This is a genomic window from Pseudomonas sp. GP01-A4 (assembly GCF_058780865.1).
On sequence record NZ_JBYSWF010000043.1, the window covers coordinates 35,494 to 53,391 of the forward strand.

Genomic DNA, 17,898 nt, shown 5'->3' on the forward strand with positions numbered 1-17,898 from the left:
ATCCCATGAATATCCTCGTAGTCGAAGACGAGCCCAAGGCGGGCAACTACCTGCTTAACGGCCTGCAGGAACTGGGTTACTCCGTGAGCCTTGCCCGCGATGGCGTGGACGGTTTGCACCAGGCCCTGGAAACCCCGTTCGACGTGATCGTGCTGGACGTGATGATGCCGAAGATGGACGGCTGGGAAGTGCTGCGTCGCCTGCGCAAGGAAGCCGACACGCCGGTGCTGTTCCTGACCGCCCGGGACGATATTGCCGACCGCATCAAGGGCCTGGAACTGGGCGCCGACGATTACCTGATCAAGCCGTTTTCCTTCGCCGAACTGGTGGCGCGCCTGCGCACCCTGACCCGGCGCGGGCCAAGCCGTGAAGAAGAACACTTGCAGATCGCCGACCTGCAGATCGACGTGCTCAAGCGCCGCGTCAGCCGTGGCGGCGTGCGCATCACCCTGACCAACAAGGAGTTCGCCTTGTTGCACTTGTTCGCCACCCATCAGGACCAGGTACTCTCGCGCTCGCTGATCGCCTCAAGGGTGTGGGACATGAATTTCGACAGCGACACCAATGTGGTCGACGTGGCCGTGCGCCGCCTGCGCCTGAAAATCGACGACCCGTTCCAGCTCAAGCTGATCCATAGCGTGCGCGGCATCGGCTATCGCTTCGATACGCAACCATGAGCAAGCCCCGGCATTACTCCCTGACGCTGCGCCTGGCGCTGATCTTCGCCCTGCTGGCGTTCGCCCTGCTGGCAACCCTCGGCGTGGCGCTGTACCGCGACCTTGAGCGCGAACTGATCCACCGCGACGACGCTGCGCTGATCTACCGCGTCGACCAACTGCGCAACCTGCTGAACGACAGCAACACCCTGGACCTGATCAAGACCAAGCCCGAACTGTTCCAGAACATGCTCGGCAACCGCGAATCGGTGCTGAGCATCGCCGCACCCGGGCAGAAACCGCTGCTGGAAGTAAACCCCGGCAACATCGACATGCCCGACGTTGCACCGGTGCCCCGGGACCACGCCCTGGAATTCGCCGACGTGCAGCATTTACCCGGCGTCAATGGCGTCCCCTTCTCCACCCTCGCCGCCACCATCGATTCAGGCGACCTGGGCAGCCTGCAAGTCACTACCGGGCGGTTGATGACCGAGCGCACCGCAGTGCTCGCCAGCTACCGGCTGAGTGTCTATATCCTCGCCAGCATCGCGGCATTGGTACTGGCGGTGGTCGGTTACCTGATGGTGCATCGCGGCCTGCTGCCATTGCGGCGCCTGGCCGTGCATGCCCAGGGCATCGGCGTCGGCAACCTCGCCGCGCGCCTCGACAGCCACGGCGCCCCCAAAGAACTGCTGCCGATGATTGATTCGTTCAACACCATGCTCGAACGCCTGGCCAAAGGTTTTGTGCAACTGGGCCAGGTCTCCACCGACATGGCCCACGAACTGCGCACGCCGATCAATAACTTGCTCGGGGAAACCCAGGTGGCGCTGCAGCAACACCGTAGCATCGAGGCCTACCAGCAACTGCTGGCCTCCAACGTCGAAGAACTCGAACGCCTGGCGCGCATGCTCGACAACATGCTGTTCCTGGCCCGCACCGACCCGGCCAGTGCGCTGCGCCAGCGCCAGGAACTGGACGCGGCCGATGAAGTGGAACGCATGGCCGACTACTTCGAAGGCCTGGCGGGCGATGTCGATATCAGCATCCTCGCCCAGGGCGCCGGTGTGATCTGGGCCGAACCGATGCTGCTGCGCCGTGCCCTGGCCAACCTGTGCGCCAACGCCATCAAATATGGTGCGCCCGCCTCTGAACTGCTGATCCAGGCCACACCCTGCGCCGAAGGCATCAACCTGACGGTGACCAACCACGGCGCGACCATCCCGGCGGAGCACTTGCCCAGGTTGTTCGAGCGGTTTTATCGCGTGGATGAATCACGGGAGTGTTCGGCGCATTCCAATGGATTGGGGCTGTCGATTGTCGCGACCATCATGCAGTTGCATAACGGCCGATACAGCGTGAGCAGCGAGAACGGTGTGACCTGCTTCGCGTTGTTTTTCCCGGGACGCGAAGCCGAAAACCTCAGCTGACTTGCCCACCCGTTTCAGTGATATCCACCAGGGTATTCCAGGCCGTCAGCAGCGCAATCCGCAAGCCCTCGACCTGCATCGGCAACGCCATCGAGGCCGGCTCGGGTATTCGGCCCACCACCTGTTCGGGCAGCCACGGCACATGGATGAAACCGCTGCGTACCCCTGACCCGGCGAGCGCGTGCTGCAACAGATAGAACACCTGGTTGCACACGAAAGTGCCGGCGGTTTGCGACACGCTGGCCCCAATGCCGGCCTCGCGCACGGCCCTCACCATGGCCTTGCTCGGCAAGGTGCCGAAGTAGGCCGCAGGGCCGCCGGGTAGCACTTCCGTGTCGACAGGTTGCTCACCCAGGTTGTCCGGAATCCGCGCGTCGTTGAGGTTGATCGCGACCCGCTCGATGGAAATATCACTGCGCCCGGGGCCCAGCCCGACAGCAATGACCATCTGCGGGCGGTGTTCGGCCAACAGCTGAGCCAGGCGCTCGCCCGCCGTGGCAAAGGCACAGGGTAACTGCCGCGCGACAATCCGCACATCAGCGCCCAACTGCACACCCTCCAACAGGCGTACCGCCTCCCAGGACGGGTTGACAAGGTCTTGGTCAAACGGTTCGAAACCCGTCAGCAATACAGTGCGCATTACAGCCTCACATCAGCAGGTAGAGCAGGACAATATTGACCACCAGCATCATCAATGCGGTCGGCATCTGTGCCTTGATGACCGCGTTTTTATCCGGCAGCTCCAGCAACGCTGCCGGGACAATATTGAAGTTGGCCGCCATGGGTGTCATCAGCGTACCGCAGTAACCGGAGAACATGCCGATGGCAGCCATCACCGCCGGGTTGCCGCCGTAGATGCCTACCAGCACCGGTACGCCAACGCCGCCGGTCATCACCGGGAAGGCGGCAAAGCCATTGCCCATGATCACGGTAAACAGTGCCATGCCCAACACATACACCATCACCGCTACCAGCTTGTAATCCAGGTTGATATAGGTGGTGGTGATGTGCGCCACCGCTGTGCCCACGCCCGCTTCGTTGAACAACAGCCCGAGCATCGCCAGCATCTGCGGCAGCACCATCGCCCAGCCCAGCGCTTCGGTGAGGCGCCGGGATTCGCGAAGGGCTTGCACCGGGGTGTCCCGCGTCAGCCAGCAGGCCAGCGCCAGTGCAATCAGGCAGCCGATACCCAGGGAGACAAAGGTGGTGTTCTTCGGGTCCAGCAGCGGCACGCCGCCGATCTCGGTGTGTTTGAGCAATACCGAGCCGATCACCGTGGTCAACGGAATGGCCAATGCCGGGATAAACAATTTATGCCCCAGGCGACCAGCGCTGGCCCGTGCGGCCTTGTCATGCAACTGGGCATGCGCGCCGCGGCCTACGCCTCCCAGGCCCGCGATGAGTGCCATCACCACCACGCCCACGCCGACCACCACCGAGGGCAGGCGCTCCCCCACCAGGAACGGAATGGCAAACAGCAGCCAGAACAACGAACTCGACCAGCGCCTGGGGTGGGTGCGATCCATCAGGATCATCCCGGCGGTGATCACCAGCAGAACGCCGGCCAGCCAGTACAGGTATTGAATGGAAATGATCATTGCGCCGCCTCCGCTGTGTTGGCCGGCAACAGCTCTCGGGTCAGCATTCGGTCAAAGCGGTGCAAGCGGATGGCGTGAATGATGAAGGCGCAGATCGCCGTCGGGATGCCCCAGACCGCAATGTGCAGAGGCTCGACATCAATCCCCGAACCCAACAGGAAGGTGTGCATCAACGCAATCGCACCAAAGGCGACGAAGATATCCTCGCCAAAAAACAGCCCCACGTTGTCGGTCGCGGCACACATGGCCAGGACCTTGTGGCGAAGCTTGTCGGGGAGTTTGCCATAGCGTTTTTCCGCCGCGCCTTCCGCCATCGGCGCCAGCAACGGGCGCACCATCTGCGGATGCCCGCCCAGGCTCGTCAGGCCCATGGCCGCTGTGGATTCACGCACAAACAGATAGATGATCAGCAAGCGCCCAACCGTGGCCCGCTCAAAGCGCGCGATCCAGTTTTGCGCATGCAGGCGCAAGCCATGGCGCTCCAGCAAGCCGATGACAGCCAGGGGCAACAACAGGATCAATTGCAAGGCGCGAGTCTGGAGAAAGCCGTCGCCCATGGTGGCGAGGATCTTTTCCAGTGGAAAGTGGGCGGCAAACCCGGTGGCAATCGCTGCCGCCGTGACGACCAGCAGCGGATTGAAGCGCAACACAAAGCCGACCACGATGACGAGTACGCCAATCAGCGGCCATAGGTTCACAACAGTTTGCATGGTGGTGAGGTCCTTAAGTGCGCGCTGCGGCGCCAGTAAAGCAGGTAGTGAACAAAGGGTTCACTGCAAGAAAACGGCGTGCAGCCCGGCTCGATTTTTTATTGTTGACCTGGAAGGTCGAGCGTCAGTGGCGGCATCTTTGCTGCTTGGGGAGGGAGGTGTCCAACAAGAAAAATTGTTGCTGCAATCCAATAAAGTTTGTGGGTGTTTGAAGCGTTAGAGGGCATTTGTATCGCAGCGGCTGGGTGGTGCGCCTTACCGCCGATAACGACAAAGCGTTTGGCGAACGGGTTGCGCAACTGCGGGCGCTCGATGTGCCCACCGTGCTCGATGAGCCGCCTCACGCCTTTGTCGGCCCGTTTGAAGAGAAGGCCCAGGCGCAGAACGTGCTCAGGTACTTGAAGTCCGATAAAGGGCTGGACGGCTTGGTCACGTGGCGGTCGGTGACCCGCTAGCCCTCAGCCCAGGTGCTTCTGGAAAAAGTGGCGCGTGTGTCCTGGCGGGTACTCGGCAATATGCCCGAACTCGCTGAAACCCAGCTTCCGGTAGAACCCGGGCGCCTGGAAGCTGAAGGTGTCCAGCCAGATCCCCGCACACCCTTTCTCCCGTGCCAGCTCCTCAGCCGCGCGCATCAGCCGCGAGCCCATGCCTTGAGTGCGCATTGACTCAGGCACGCTCAACAGCTCAATGAACATCCAGCCATAGGAAATTTTCCCGTACAGGCCGCCCACCACTTCCTGGCTGGCGGGATCACGCAGTAACAGCCCGAACGTTTCGAACGGGTTCTCGCCGCATTGGCTGATGTTGTATGCCCTCAGCGGCTGGAGGATGGCCTGGCGCTCTTTCTCCGTCACCTCAAACGACAGTTCCATTGCCACGTCCATCTTGATCGTCCTGTGTTGAATTCCAGATCAGCCCACAAAAACACCACCCCTTCAAGGATTGAGTTTTTCCAGGGCCGCTCGCAACTCGGTGTTGTTGCCCCCCAACGCGCTGGTGGCGATCGCCGCGTTGCGCAGCAGGATCGATGCGGCGTGGGGGATGTGTTCTTTCAGCAATCGGTCGGAGGGGCCCGACAGCGTCAACGCGCCCTTGAGCTCACCGCCCATTGCAAACACGGGGACGGAGACGGCGGTGGTTTCCGGGTCGCGTTCACCGAACGAGCAGGCCCAGCAGCGTTCACGCTCCTGAGTCAGTGTGGCGTCACCCTGGCGTGAGAACGCGCGCAGGACCTTGCCGGAAGCCCCGGCATGCAGCGGGAACCGCGCGCCTTCCAGCACCGAGACCCGCACCGCGCGCTTGGGCTCGACACGGAACAACACCACCCGGCTGCCGTTTTCATAGACGTAAAAAGACGAGGTCTCGCCGCTCTCTTCGGTGATGGATTCCAGCAGCGGCAGGATCACATCCCGCAAGCGGAACGAGGCTTGATATAGCTGGGACAGGCGCAGAGGTTCAGGCCCGACGGCGTATTGGCCGTCACTCAAGCGCCGCACAAACCCGGCTTTTTCCAGCGAGGTGATCAGGCGCAGGATGGTGCTTTTATACAAGCCGGTGCGCCGGGCGATCTCCGCCAGGCTCAAGCTCTCCTGGTCGATATTAAAGGCCGCGAGAATGGAAAACGCGCGATCGACTGCAGCAACGCCGCCTTCCGGACTGCCGGCTTGATCAGCAAGACTGTTGTTGGGTTCGGTACTCATGGCCACTCATTGGGTATTCATCGCCGGCGCAAGCGGCGGCATCATTGCCGTCCCGGTCGCGCCAGACACTTTCAGTCGCCGTAACATACCCTTTTGCGCCGGGGTGCAGCCACCGCATTATGCGTCCCGCAGGAAAAGCCGCAGCGACATAACCATCGCGGCCGCGACGAACATGATGCACCCCATCACCATCAGGCCCGCCGTGAACGAGCCGGTGTAATCCTTGAGAAAGCCCATCAGGTAGGGCCCGACAAAACCGCCAAAGGCACCAATCGAGTTAATCAGCGCAATACCACCGGCAGCGGCCTGGCCACGCAGGAACTTGCCCGGCAAGGTGTAGAAAATGGTCTTGCCGGCAATCGTCCCCACCAGCGCCAGGGTGATCCCGGCCAGGGCGGCCACCAATGTGTCCATCTGCAAGGCGACCAATAGCGCCAGGCCAGCCAGCAGCATGGCCACGGTCAGGTTGAAAATCCCCTTGCCGGTGCGGTCCACGTGTTTCGCCCAAACCAACAGGCCGATGGTTGCAAAAAAGTAGGGAATCGCCGCCACCCAGCCAATCATGCTGATCTCGACACCGTGGGCCTTGAGCATCTGCGGCAGCCAGATTCCAATGCCGTAGGAGCCCAGGGTAAAACTGAAGGTAATCGAGCTGAGGATCCACACCCGAGGGTCTTTCAGGGCAGCCTTGAAGCCGTGGCGGTGCTGGCCCTGGCTTTGCTCTTCAGCCAGCAAGCCGGTGAGCACGGCACGTTCCTGTGCCGACAGCCATTTGGCTTCGGAAGGCTGGTTGGTCAGCACTTTCAACGTGATCAGCCCGAGGATGCACGCCGGGACGCCCTCGATCAGAAACATCCATTGCCAGCCTGCCAAACCCCAGATGCCGTGCATTTGCAGGAGCCACACCGACAGCGGGCCACCCACCAAGAATGAAATCGGCGTGGCCGCGGTAAACCATGCCAGCACCCGCGTGCGGTACTGCGCAGGAAACCACAGGGTCAGGAAAAAGATCACCCCGGGAAAGAACCCGGCCTCGGCCACACCCAGCACCAGGCGCATTGCGTAGAAGCTGTAGGGGCCGACGACCCAGGCCGTGGCAGCCGCCGCGATCCCCCAGGTAATCATGATGCGCGCCATCCACCGCCGGGCGCCAAAGCGGTACATCGCCAGGTTGCTCGGCACCTCACACAGGCAGTAGCCAACGAACATAATCCCCGCACCCAGGCCGAATTGCGTGGCGGTCAAACCCAGCTGTTCGGTCATTTGCAAGGCGGCGTAGCCAACGCTGGTGCGGTCCAGGTAGTTGAAAAAGTAAGCCAGGGCGAGCAGCGGGATCAGACGCCAGGCGGCCTTGTGCAGGACGCGGGTTTGCTCTGCATCCAGCACCACGGCGGTGATGGCTGGGGCGCCTGATGCAGGTGTCGTGACAATTGCCATGACGGGTTTCCTCGACATTATTGTTATTGGAATGGCGACAAAAGGACCTAGCGGACCACGCCACGAGCGCGCAAGGCGTCGACATCCCTGGCGGCATAACCCAGCTCTTCAAGCAACGCCTGCGAATGGCTGCCCAGTTGTGGCACGTTCAGGCGCGTATCGAAACGCCGGCCATTCATTTCAAACGGCAGCATCGGCACCTTCACTTCCTCGCCGTTATCCAGCGTCAGGTGCGCCAGGCCGCCGGAGGCATTCAGGTGCACATCGTCAAACAGATCCTGAGGCCGCTGGATCGGCGAGAACGGCAAGCCGGCCTGCTCGCACATGTCCATGATTTGCTGCTTGGGCAGCGTGGCCAGCCGCTCCCGCACCAGCGGCAGGATTCGCGAACGGGCATGCACACGCTGGGTGTTGCGCGCCAGTTCGGGGTCGCCGCCCAGTTGTTGAAAACCAAACGCCTGGCAGAAGCTCAGCCATTGGCTGTCACTCACCACGCCCATGAACACCTGCTCGTCATCCCGGGCGTTGAACACGTCATAGATCGCCCACGCTGAAAGACGGCTGGGCATCGGCGCTGCCGGCTGGCCGGTGGTCGCCATCTGCATCATGTGCTGGCCGACCAGGAACGCGGAGTTCTCGAACAGGCCGGTCTGCACAAACTGGCCCTCCCCGGTCGCCTTGCGTTGCCACAGTGCGGCCAGGATCGAGATGGCGCTGAACATCCCGCCCATCACGTCATTCACCGAGGCACCAGCGCGTAGCGGGCGGCCTTCGGGGCCGGTCATGTACGCGAGCCCGGACATCATCTGCACCACCTCATCCAGTGCAGTGCGGTGTTCGTAAGGGCCCGGCAAAAAGCCTTTCATGGAGCTGTAGATAACGTCGGGCTTGATCGCCTTGACCTGCTCAAAGCCCAGGCCGAGTTTTTCCATGGCGCCTGGACGAAAGTTTTCGGTGACCACGTCGGCGCTTTCGATCAGCTTGCGCACCGCCGCCATCCCTTCCTCGGTCTTGATGTCGACGGCGAAGCTTTTCTTGTTGCGGTTGTAGGTCATCCAGTAGCCGGCGCCCGAACCGGTCAACCGCCGGGTGTTGTCGCCAGCCGGCGTCGGTTCGACCTTGATCACTTCGGCACCAAGATCGGCCAGCACCAGCCCGCAGGTCGGGCCCATGACCATGTGCACAAACTCGACCACGCGGATGCCCGCCAATGGCAGCGCCTGGATCTTGTGATTCTGCGTGTTCATCGTGCAGCCCCTGCGTAGTGGAAGTTCTTGCCCACGCCGGCATCCGGAATGAACCCGTAGAGCGGCTCGCCTGGCAGGCCTTTTTGCAGCCATTCACGTGCCGCCACCAGCTTGTCGATATCGACGCCGGTACGCAGGCCCATGGATTCGAGCAGGTAAACCAGGTCTTCGGTCACGATGTTGCCCGACGCGCCCGGCGCATATGGGCAGCCGCCAATCCCGCCCTGTGAGGCGTCGAACGTGGTGACCCCCACATCGAGCGCCGCCACCACATTCGCCAGCCCCTGGCCGCGGGTGTTATGGAAATGGGCACTGCCAGCCTTGGCGCCGATTTCGCTGTGCAAGCGGATAAACGCCCGGCGCACCTGAGCCGGGTTGGCATAGCCGACGGTGTCCGCCAGCCCTACCTCATCCACGCCCAGCTCGGCCATGCGCAGCGCCATGCGAATCACATCGTCCTCAGGCACTTCGCCCTGGATCGTGCAACCGAATACCGTCGACAACCCAGCCTCCACTTGCACCTTCGGGAAGTGTTCGTTGCGCAGGGCAATGACCTGGCGAACCTCCTCGAACACCTGTTGATGAGTCTTGCGGATATTGGCCAGGGAATGCGGCTCGCTGACGGAGATCGGCAGGGTGATTTTCTGCACGCCGGCGTCGAAAGCGGCCTGGGCGCCCTTGAGGTTCGGCACCAGCGCCGTGACAAACACGTCCCGGCGTTGACGCATATGCACCACTAAGTGCGCCGCATCGGCCATCTGCGGCAGCAGCTTGGGGGAGACGAATGAGCCTATCTCGATTTCCTTGAGGCCGGCGTCGGCCAAAGCCGTTAGCCACTGCAATTTCAGCGCGGTAGGCATCGTCGCGGCGACGCTTTGCAGGCCATCACGCGGGCCTACCTCGCTGATCAGAATGTCGATGTTTTTATTAGGGGTCATCACCAGGCCTTTAAAGGTCAATTCGCACTTGTTCTATCTGACAGAACGATGTTCTGAAATAAATAATGAGCGCGTTAATTTTCACTGTCAACATCCGAAAAGCGCCCAGCGCTTTTTACTTATATTTGGTTGATCAACGGGCAAGCCAATTCATTGCATTGGTCTGATATGGCAAAAGACAGGGTTGACAGCCCAAGAAATAACCTCGACATTTGTTCTATTAGAAAGCACATTGTTCTATCTAGCAGAACAAAACAATAATGAGACAAGGCTTACCTCCTTTTCAGAGGTGCCTTGCCCGTTCCGTAGGAGTTGATCCTGTGAGCCTGTATGCCCCGCCTCGTGATTTGCCCACTCGCGTCTTCAGCACATTGCCGCAGGTTTTCTGCAAGGACGGAGACTCCGAGTGGGTGCACGCCAACAAACCCGGCCAGCGAGTGAAAAGCTTCCTCGAAGGACCGTCCTTCGATGTGCAGGGCAATCTCTATGTCACGGACATTCCCTACGGCCGGATCTTTCGCATCGACCCGCACGGCAACTGGACCCTGGTGGTGCAATACGACGGCTGGCCCAACGGCCTGAAGATCCATCGCGATGGGCGTATTTTCATTGCCGACTACAAGCACGGCATCCTGACCCTGGACCCTGCCAGTGGCGTCATCACACCGTTTCTGACTCACCACCGCAGCGAAGGCTTCAAGGGTGTGAACGACCTGTTCTTCGACACTGGCGGCAAGCTCTACTTCACCGACCAGGGGCAGACCGGCCAACAGGATCCCACCGGTCGTGTATTCGCCTACGACCTGGAAAATGAGACGCTCACCTGCCTGATCAACAACGGCCCGAGCCCCAACGGCCTGGTCATGGACCTGGCGCAAAACGCGCTGTTCGTCGCCATGACCCGGGGCAACGCGGTGTGGCGCCTGCCGATCCAGCGCGACGGCGGCACAAGCAAAGTCGGGATCTTCACCGCACTGGCGGGCGGCGTGAGTGGCGCCGACGGCATGGCCCTCGACGCGCTCGGCAACCTCTACGTGTGCGATGCCGGCAATGCCTGCGTCTGGGTATTCGATCCCCACGCCGTACCGCTCTATCGCATCCGCAGCTGCACCGAGGGCCGCACCCTGACCAACCTGGCGTTCGGCGGCGAGGGCAACCGGCAACTGTTCATCACCGACTCATCGACCGGCTCGATCCTGGTCGCCGACCTGGAGCACGCCGGCCAACCGATGTTTTCCCACCGCTGAATCCACCGGCACTGAACGCTGCGCGCAGCACGCAGGGACTTCGTTCGCCCTGAAAAAAGCCGGCAGTCACTTGCCTGGCGCCCTATAAGACCAACAAGAAGGCACACCCATGTTGATATTCCTGAGCTACGCCATGATCGTCTGCTTCATGTACCTGATCATGAGCAAGCGCCTGTCACCGCTGGTGGCGCTGCTGCTGGTACCGATCGTCTTCGGCTGCCTGGCCGGCTTCGCCCCGCAACTGGGCGGCATGATGTACGACGGCCTGAAGATGCTCGCCCCCACCGGCATCATGCTGACGTTCGCGATCCTGTATTTCTGCCTGATGACCGACGCAGGCCTGTTCAACCCGCTGATCAAAGTGATCCTGCGCCTGGTCAAGGGCGACCCGCGCAAGATCGTGGTCGGTACCGCCGTACTTGGCCTGTGTGTAGGCCTGGATGGCGACGGCGCCACCACTTACATCATTGCGACCGCTGCGTTTTTGCCGCTGTACCGGCTGACCGGCATCCGCCTGCAAGTCATGGCCACCGTGCTGCTGATGTCGATTGGCGTGATGAATATCCTGCCGTGGGGTGGGCCGTTTTCCCGGGCGGCCAGTGCGATGCATGTGGACATCACCGAGCTGTTCGTGAGCATGGTACCGATCATGCTGGCCGGTGCAGTGTGGGTGTTGTTCGCCGCCTGGTGGCTGGGGCGCATGGAGTTCCGCCGCCTGGGCAGAGTGAGCATCAGCGAGGAAGAAGTGCTCAAGGGCTATGCGCATATTCGCCTGGGCGATCCGCGTTTTCTGTTCAACGTGGTGCTGACCATCGCCCTGATCACCTGCATGATGATCAGCCTGATGCCCTTGCCGATCCTGTTCATGATCGCCTTCGGCCTGGCCTGCCTGGTCAACTTCCCGTCCATCAAGCAGCAAAAGGAAGTCATCGCGCGGCATGCCGACAACGTGATGGCGGTGACCTTGCTGATCTTTGCCGCGGGGATTTTTGTCGGGATCATGGGCGGCACCGGCATGGTCAAGGCGATCTCCGACAACCTGATCGCGCTGCTGCCGCAACAGTCCGGGCCCTACCTGTCGGTGATCACCGCGCTGCTGAGCATGCCGTTCACCTATGTGCTGTCCAACGATGCATTCTATTTCGGCGTACTGCCCATCTGGGCACAGACCGCTGCCCACTACGGAATTGATGCGAAGGAAATGGCGATTGCCTCGCTGATCGGTCAGCCGGTGCACTTGCTCAGCCCGTTGGTGGCCTCGACGTACCTGCTGTGCGGCCTGCTGGACATCGACTACGGCGACAACCAGCGCGTCTCGCTGAAATGGACCGTGGGCACGGTGATGGTGATGTTGCTGGCGGCGATTGCGATAGGTGCAATCACCGTCATCAACTGAGGAACGACTGTCGCGGGCGGGACAGTCCTGCGGCAGAGTCGATGCTTGTTAAGTCCAAAAAGTGAGTGCGGGCGATAGCCCGCCGTAACGTATCCCTATCTACAAGCTACTGCTACTTGAGTCTTTTCCAACATAATTACACTTTATATCATCGGGACCTATGCCATAAAGCTCCTTGAAAATCCGCTTAACTTCCTTCTTCATATCAGCGGGCGCGTGCTGCTCAGTCAACCATGAATAGTCATAATTAAACGGACGATCAGAAAACGTCCACTGCCTAGTCATATCATAGGTTATGCAAGAAGCGTAAAACTGACTATACGTCTCATGTATAATTTCGGGACTTTTCCCGGGAAAGTCTCTAACAAATATCCCATTATCGTCTTCTTTATCTGTGAACAGTGATAAATTTTTCAGCCACAACTGCTTATCCTTCTCTCTATCACTGCTTTTAGCCAGGTGGTAGCCAGCCCAGCAAAAAAACTGAGGTTCCTTAAACTTATCAACATTGAACGCTACAAAACTCGAAAAAACAACTCTCACCAGCATATTTTCCCTTGCAAACTTAAACTCCTCCCGTTCGGACAGAAGCTGCACAATATTCTCCTGCGTCAACGCCCAATCCGCTATCTGCTCTGATATTTCCAGCGGGTGATTATAATCACACAACGACGTTAACACACGGGCAGCCTCTATATACTCTTCACGAGTGTACCCCATTATAATCTCACTTAACGACTCCAATTCAAAAGCCGCAGCACCGCACAACATTACAAATCGATACTTCGGATCAGCATCATATATAAATCTATCAAAATCGACTATTTCAAAAGGCAGCCCCACCCCTGAATTTAGTGATATATCACAAATCAGAAGAAATATTGCGATCAGCGGATCCTCAACTGAAACTGGGCACTCACATCCAACCTTGCTGAGAAAGTATTCAAATGCCTTGCCATACACCCCCTTAAGGTATCCATCTTGAGCTGCTTCACCAAAGGTCGGACTCGATGCATGGCTCAAACATAAAAACTGAAGTTGAATTAACCTAGCCTGACCTTCAAGAATGTCCAGGCCAGTTATCTGATATAGTGCGACGGTTTTCTCCCGGTTCACTTCCCCTGACTTCTCATTGGCCAGTTCGGTAAAACCCTCATTCCAACTATCTATTCCTGGCAAATAATTGCCTTCGGGATCGAAGGTCGCCTTCAACAAGCCAACCACCAACTGATAGGCCATAGAAAAAGAGTGGTCAACCGATAAGAAATAAGGATCTCCGAGTATCTCCCTTATATTTTCAGGCTGAATAACAAGCGCCCTGAAAAATTCAAAATCTTTAGCATTATTAATGACAATGTTTGCATGCTTAATATCATCATCCAGACCATTGCCGGGCGTAAACCCTCGCTCAGACCATGACCTTATTGATTTACTGACTTCTCTGGACTTTGCCAAATGAAGTAAAGACTTTATACTTTCATGTGTTTGCGCGGGGTACCCAAGACTAAGAATCAACCCTACCGTTGACCCAACATGCTGCCACCAATGAACATTCTCATGAATAAACGTAGCATAGGCGGATATCTCTTCATATGTTATCTCTTGCCCCTCTGTCTTGCTCGTAATGCTATCAACCAGCCCATGCACAACTGGGCTGAGCCTTAAGACAAACTGAGCTGAATGATAGAGCCCACGCTCATTATAACAAGCAAAAAATGTATTTGGAGCATATAACTGCTGCGGCTCTAACGCGTTAAACAACTTATCACAAAAAACATATCCATCCGACATTACACTAATCCCTTAAAACATTATTCACCATGGAGCTTGCTAATAACTGGATCGCCACAGTTACACCATAAATGGAATGCATTGTTTTGCTGCCATTCCTCTGCGCGAATATCACACGATGCAGATTGTATTGTAGCCAAATAATGGCCATTAGACATCAGTACATACCGGTCGCCTGCCGATACTGGCGCGGCGTAAACCCGGTCAACGCCTTGAACTGCCGGGTAAACGCACTGTGATCGGTATACCCACACTGCAACGCCACCTCAGTGATCGGCAGCTCGGTATGCAGCAGCCGGTGCGCATGTTCCAGGCGTACCTTCTGGATCATCTGGCGCGGTGTCAGGTGGAACACGCGCTTGCAGTAGCGCTCCAGCTGCGCCACGGAAATCCCGGCAATCCGCGTCAACTCACCCAACGTGACCCGCCGATTGAAATGCGCCCGGATGTGCTCGTCCACCGCCGCCAGCCGTTGATAGGCCGGGTGGGTTTCGCTGGCGGTTTGCAGGTCGACCGAGATGCCCGCCAGGCCGATGATTGCAGCGTCGCGGCTGTACAGCGGCCATTTGTGGGTCAGGCACCAACCCGGCTCGCGGGTACCGTAGAGGTGCAATTCCAGCTGGTCTTCGAGGACAAATCCCTGCTCCAGCACCCGCCGATCCTGCTCGGTATAGCCGGGCCCCAACTGCGCGGGAAATACCTCGGCGCTGGTTTTTCCCAACAGCGGTTGCAAGTCCTTCAAGCCGCACCGCTGCACCAGGGTGCGGTTGGCCAATACGTAGCGCGCCTGCACGTCCTTGATAAAGATCGCGGCATTGGGAATCACGTCCAGCATCGGCAACAGCAACCCCACGCCGGCCAGTAATTCTTCGATGGTCTGTGGACGATTCGACTCGCTCCCTTGGCATAGGGTCGCGAACGCGCTCTGCATCATGACGCTCTCTCCTGCATTTTGCGGACAGGCCAGGCGCCCGGCGGGCGGTGCCTGGCGAGCAGATTGCCGCATGGCGGTGGCCCTGTCGAGCACTCGCAATTGTGCTGATTTCGTCATCGCAGCCTGCGCAAAACATCAATCGCGGCGCCGTTGATGGGTTCACTGTATGGCCACTGCATGCCTATCCAATAACCCACAAGAAGGCGCCGCCATGTCAGCCCAAGGCAAGTTCAAGAAACAGCTTTCATTGATCGACCTCACCTTTATCGGACTGGGAGCGATCTTCGGTTCGGGCTGGCTGTTCGCGGCCAGTCACGTCTCCGCCATCGCCGGGCCGGCGGGGATTTTTTCCTGGTTGCTGGGCGGCTTCGCCGTGTTGCTGCTGGGCATTGTGTACTGCGAACTGGGGGCGGCATTGCCCCGCGCCGGCGGCGTGGTGCGCTACCCGGTCTATTCCCACGGCCCGCTGCTGGGCTACCTGATGGGCTTTATCACGCTGATCGCGTTTTCAAGCCTGGTGGCAATTGAAGTGGTCGCCTCGCGCCAATACGCCGCGGCGTGGTTTCCCGAGTTGACGCAGGCGGGTTCCAGCAACCCCACCGTCCTCGGCTGGTTCGTGCAGTTTGCGCTGCTCTCGCTGTTTTTCGCCCTCAACTACCGCAGCGTGAAGACCTTCGCCATGGCCAATAACCTGGTCAGCGTGTTCAAGTTCATCGTGCCGCTGCTGGTGATCGGCGTGCTGTTCACCTTTTTCAAGCCGGAGAATTTCCACGCCCAGGGCTTCGCGCCGTTCGGCCTTTCGGGGATTGAAATGGCCGTGTCTGCCGGCGGGGTGATTTTCGCCTACCTGGGTCTGACGCCGATCATCTCGGTGGCCAGCGAAGTGAAGAACCCGCAACGCACCATTCCAATTGCACTGATCCTGTCGGTGCTGCTCTCCACTGCAATCTACGTGCTGTTGCAGACCGCTTTCCTCGGCGGCATTCCCACCGAAATGCTCGCCAACGGCTGGGCCGGCGTCGCCAAGGAACTGGCCCTGCCGTACCGCGACATCGCGCTCGCCCTGGGTGTGGGCTGGCTGGCGTACCTGGTAGTCGCCGACGCCGTGATCTCCCCCAGCGGCTGCGGCAATATCTACATGAACGCCACGCCACGGGTGATCTACGGCTGGGCGCAAACCGGAACCTTCTTCAAGATCTTCACCCGCATCGACGAAAAGTCCGGCATCCCGCGCCCGGCGCTGTGGCTGACCTTTGGCCTGTCGGTGTTCTGGACCCTGCCCTTCCCGTCGTGGGAAGCGCTGATCAACGTGGTGTCCGCCGCGCTGGTGTTGAGCTACGCCGTGGCGCCGGTGTCCGTGGCCGCCCTGCGCCGCAATGCGCCTGACCTGCCGCGCCCGTTCCGGGTCAAGTGGATGGGCCTGCTCGGCCCGCTGTCGTTCATCATCGCCGCGCTGATCGTCTACTGGTCCGGCTGGAGCACCGTGTCGTGGCTGCTCGGCCTGCAAATCCTGATGTTCGTGGTGTACCTGCTGTGCGGGCGCTTTGTGCCGACCCTGCACCTGAGCCTGGGCCGCCAGGTTCGCTCCTCCGCCTGGCTGATCGGCTTCTACGCCGTGACCATCATCCTGTCGAAGCTCGGCAGCTTCGGTGGCCTGGGCATCCTCGGCCATCCCTTCGACACCGTGGTCGTCGCCGCTTGCGCGCTGGGGATTTATTACTGGGGCGCGGCCACCGGCGTGCCGGCGCACCTGGTTCGCCTGGAAACCGAAGACGACGAAAGCGAAGCCCCTGAGCCCGATATCGGCCGGGCACAGCTGGCTTCCTGAGCCTCAGCCAACCACTGGATGGATTGTTCTATGAAACGAGTGCACATCATTGATTCCCACACCGGCGGCGAGCCCACGCGCCTGGTGATGACGGGGTTTCCCACGCTGGCCGGCGAGACCATGGTCGACAAGCTCGACGACCTGCGCACCCGGCATGACCAATGGCGCAGGGCGTGCCTGCTGGAGCCCCGTGGCAACGATGTTCTGGTGGGCGCGCTGTATTGCGCGCCGGTCTCGGCCGATGCCACCTGCGGCGTGATTTTCTTCAATAACGCCGGCTACCTCGGCATGTGCGGCCACGGCACCATCGGCCTGGTTGCCTCGTTGCACCACTTGGGGCAGATCGCGCCGGGGGTGCACAAGATCGACACGCCGGTCGGCCCGGTCAGCGCCACGTTGCACGCCGACGGCGCGGTCACGTTGCGCAATGTGCCCGCCTATCGCTATCGCCAGCATGTCTCGGTGCAAGTGCCTGGACATGGCTTGGTCTACGGCGATATCGCCTGGGGCGGCAATTGGTTCTTCCTGGTTTCCGATCATGGCCAAGCGCTGGAAATGAACAACGTCGAAGCCCTGACCGACTACACCTGGACAATGCTCAAGGCCCTCGAAGCCCAGGGCATCCACGGCGAAGACGGCGCCCTGATCGACCATATCGAACTGTTCGCCGACGACCCCCAGGCCGACAGCCGCAACTTTGTCATGTGCCCAGGCAAGGCCTACGACCGCTCGCCCTGCGGCACCGGCACCAGCGCCAAGCTCGCATGCCTGGCGGCCGACGGGAAACTCGCCGCCGGTGAGCCGTGGATACAAGCCAGCATCACCGGCAGCCAATTCGAAGGCAGCTATGAATGGGAGGGCGAACGTGTGCGCCCTTCCATCACCGGCCGCGCCTACATGACCGCCGACAGCACCTTGCTGATCGACGAACAGGACCCCTTCGCGTGGGGCATCTGAACCGCCCCCGCCCCTTCAATCAAACTGGA

The 17,898-nt window shown here is 59.9% G+C and carries 17 protein-coding genes; 7 read left to right on the forward strand and 10 right to left on the reverse strand.

What is annotated here, in order from left to right; all coding sequences use genetic code 11:
• The first annotated feature begins 5 nt into the window (after positions 1-5).
• Together AC3WKX_RS22340 and AC3WKX_RS22345 are read left to right on the forward strand one after the other, a co-directional pair.
• Complete coding sequence (locus AC3WKX_RS22340) at positions 6-677, forward strand: heavy metal response regulator transcription factor (RefSeq protein WP_003219986.1); 672 nt, start codon at positions 6-8, stop codon at positions 675-677.
• Positions 674-2,086 (forward strand): heavy metal sensor histidine kinase, encoded by a 1,413-nt coding sequence (locus AC3WKX_RS22345; RefSeq protein ID WP_102605116.1) that lies wholly within the window; start codon positions 674-676, stop codon positions 2,084-2,086. The genes AC3WKX_RS22340 and AC3WKX_RS22345 overlap by 4 nt, the downstream gene beginning before the upstream one ends.
• On the opposite strand, the gene pcp is transcribed toward AC3WKX_RS22345, so the two are convergent.
• Genes pcp through AC3WKX_RS22360 form a run of 3 tightly spaced genes read right to left on the reverse strand, consistent with a single transcriptional unit; the run spans position 2,079 to position 4,394 of the window.
• Positions 2,079-2,726, reverse strand: coding sequence for a pyroglutamyl-peptidase I (pcp, locus tag AC3WKX_RS22350; protein WP_008438704.1), 648 nt, complete (start codon positions 2,724-2,726; stop codon positions 2,079-2,081). The two genes, AC3WKX_RS22345 and pcp, sit on opposite strands and share 8 nt — an antisense overlap.
• A 7-nt stretch (positions 2,727-2,733) precedes the next feature.
• Entirely contained in the window at positions 2,734-3,684 is a 951-nt protein-coding gene (locus tag AC3WKX_RS22355) for a DUF979 domain-containing protein (protein ID WP_102605117.1), read from the reverse strand.
• Complete coding sequence (locus AC3WKX_RS22360) at positions 3,681-4,394, reverse strand: DUF969 domain-containing protein (RefSeq protein ID WP_003219990.1); 714 nt, start codon at positions 4,392-4,394, stop codon at positions 3,681-3,683. Before AC3WKX_RS22360 ends, AC3WKX_RS22355 begins: the two co-directional genes overlap by 4 nt.
• A gap of 227 nt (positions 4,395-4,621) precedes the next feature.
• On the opposite strand from AC3WKX_RS22360, the gene AC3WKX_RS22365 reads away from it, so the two are divergent.
• Positions 4,622-4,849, forward strand: a complete 228-nt coding sequence (locus tag AC3WKX_RS22365) for an SPOR domain-containing protein (RefSeq protein WP_003219991.1) — start codon at positions 4,622-4,624, stop codon at positions 4,847-4,849.
• A 3-nt stretch (positions 4,850-4,852) separates the two neighbouring features.
• Here the strand turns inward: AC3WKX_RS22365 and AC3WKX_RS22370 are convergent, their stop codons facing one another.
• From AC3WKX_RS22370 to AC3WKX_RS22390, 5 genes are all read right to left on the reverse strand, one after another.
• Positions 4,853-5,278, reverse strand: coding sequence for a GNAT family N-acetyltransferase (locus AC3WKX_RS22370; RefSeq protein ID WP_102605118.1), 426 nt, complete (start codon positions 5,276-5,278; stop codon positions 4,853-4,855).
• Between the two features lie 51 nt (positions 5,279-5,329).
• The gene (locus AC3WKX_RS22375; protein ID WP_102605119.1) at positions 5,330-6,094 is read right to left on the reverse strand and encodes an IclR family transcriptional regulator; all 765 of its coding nucleotides are present in this window, start codon (positions 6,092-6,094) and stop codon (positions 5,330-5,332) included.
• 117 nt (positions 6,095-6,211) lie between these two features.
• Complete coding sequence (locus tag AC3WKX_RS22380; protein WP_256344772.1) at positions 6,212-7,531, reverse strand: MFS transporter; 1,320 nt, start codon at positions 7,529-7,531, stop codon at positions 6,212-6,214.
• A 47-nt stretch (positions 7,532-7,578) separates the two neighbouring features.
• Entirely contained in the window at positions 7,579-8,778 is a 1,200-nt protein-coding gene (locus AC3WKX_RS22385; protein ID WP_102605120.1) for a CaiB/BaiF CoA transferase family protein, read from the reverse strand.
• A complete protein-coding gene (locus AC3WKX_RS22390; protein WP_102605135.1) occupies positions 8,775-9,716 on the reverse strand; it encodes a hydroxymethylglutaryl-CoA lyase in 942 nt (313 codons plus the stop codon). Before AC3WKX_RS22390 ends, AC3WKX_RS22385 begins: the two co-directional genes overlap by 4 nt.
• A gap of 320 nt (positions 9,717-10,036) precedes the next feature.
• Here AC3WKX_RS22390 and AC3WKX_RS22395 point away from each other — a divergent pair, with 320 nt between their 5' ends.
• Both AC3WKX_RS22395 and AC3WKX_RS22400 read left to right on the forward strand, forming a co-directional pair.
• Positions 10,037-10,963, forward strand: a complete 927-nt coding sequence (locus AC3WKX_RS22395) for an SMP-30/gluconolactonase/LRE family protein (protein ID WP_008438710.1) — start codon at positions 10,037-10,039, stop codon at positions 10,961-10,963.
• 109 nt (positions 10,964-11,072) lie between these two features.
• Complete coding sequence (locus tag AC3WKX_RS22400) at positions 11,073-12,359, forward strand: CitMHS family transporter (protein WP_102605122.1); 1,287 nt, start codon at positions 11,073-11,075, stop codon at positions 12,357-12,359.
• 99 nt (positions 12,360-12,458) lie between these two features.
• Here the strand turns inward: AC3WKX_RS22400 and AC3WKX_RS22405 are convergent, their stop codons facing one another.
• Positions 12,459-14,150, reverse strand: coding sequence for a hypothetical protein (locus tag AC3WKX_RS22405; RefSeq protein WP_102605123.1), 1,692 nt, complete (start codon positions 14,148-14,150; stop codon positions 12,459-12,461).
• Between the two features lie 157 nt (positions 14,151-14,307).
• Positions 14,308-15,084, reverse strand: a complete 777-nt coding sequence (locus tag AC3WKX_RS22410) for an AraC family transcriptional regulator (protein ID WP_173883040.1) — start codon at positions 15,082-15,084, stop codon at positions 14,308-14,310.
• A gap of 211 nt (positions 15,085-15,295) precedes the next feature.
• Here AC3WKX_RS22410 and AC3WKX_RS22415 point away from each other — a divergent pair, with 211 nt between their 5' ends.
• Both AC3WKX_RS22415 and AC3WKX_RS22420 read left to right on the forward strand, forming a co-directional pair.
• A complete protein-coding gene (locus tag AC3WKX_RS22415; protein ID WP_102605124.1) occupies positions 15,296-16,912 on the forward strand; it encodes an APC family permease in 1,617 nt (538 codons plus the stop codon).
• Between the two features lie 30 nt (positions 16,913-16,942).
• Positions 16,943-17,869, forward strand: coding sequence for a 4-hydroxyproline epimerase (locus AC3WKX_RS22420; protein ID WP_102605125.1), 927 nt, complete (start codon positions 16,943-16,945; stop codon positions 17,867-17,869).
• Positions 17,870-17,898 lie beyond the last annotated feature (29 nt).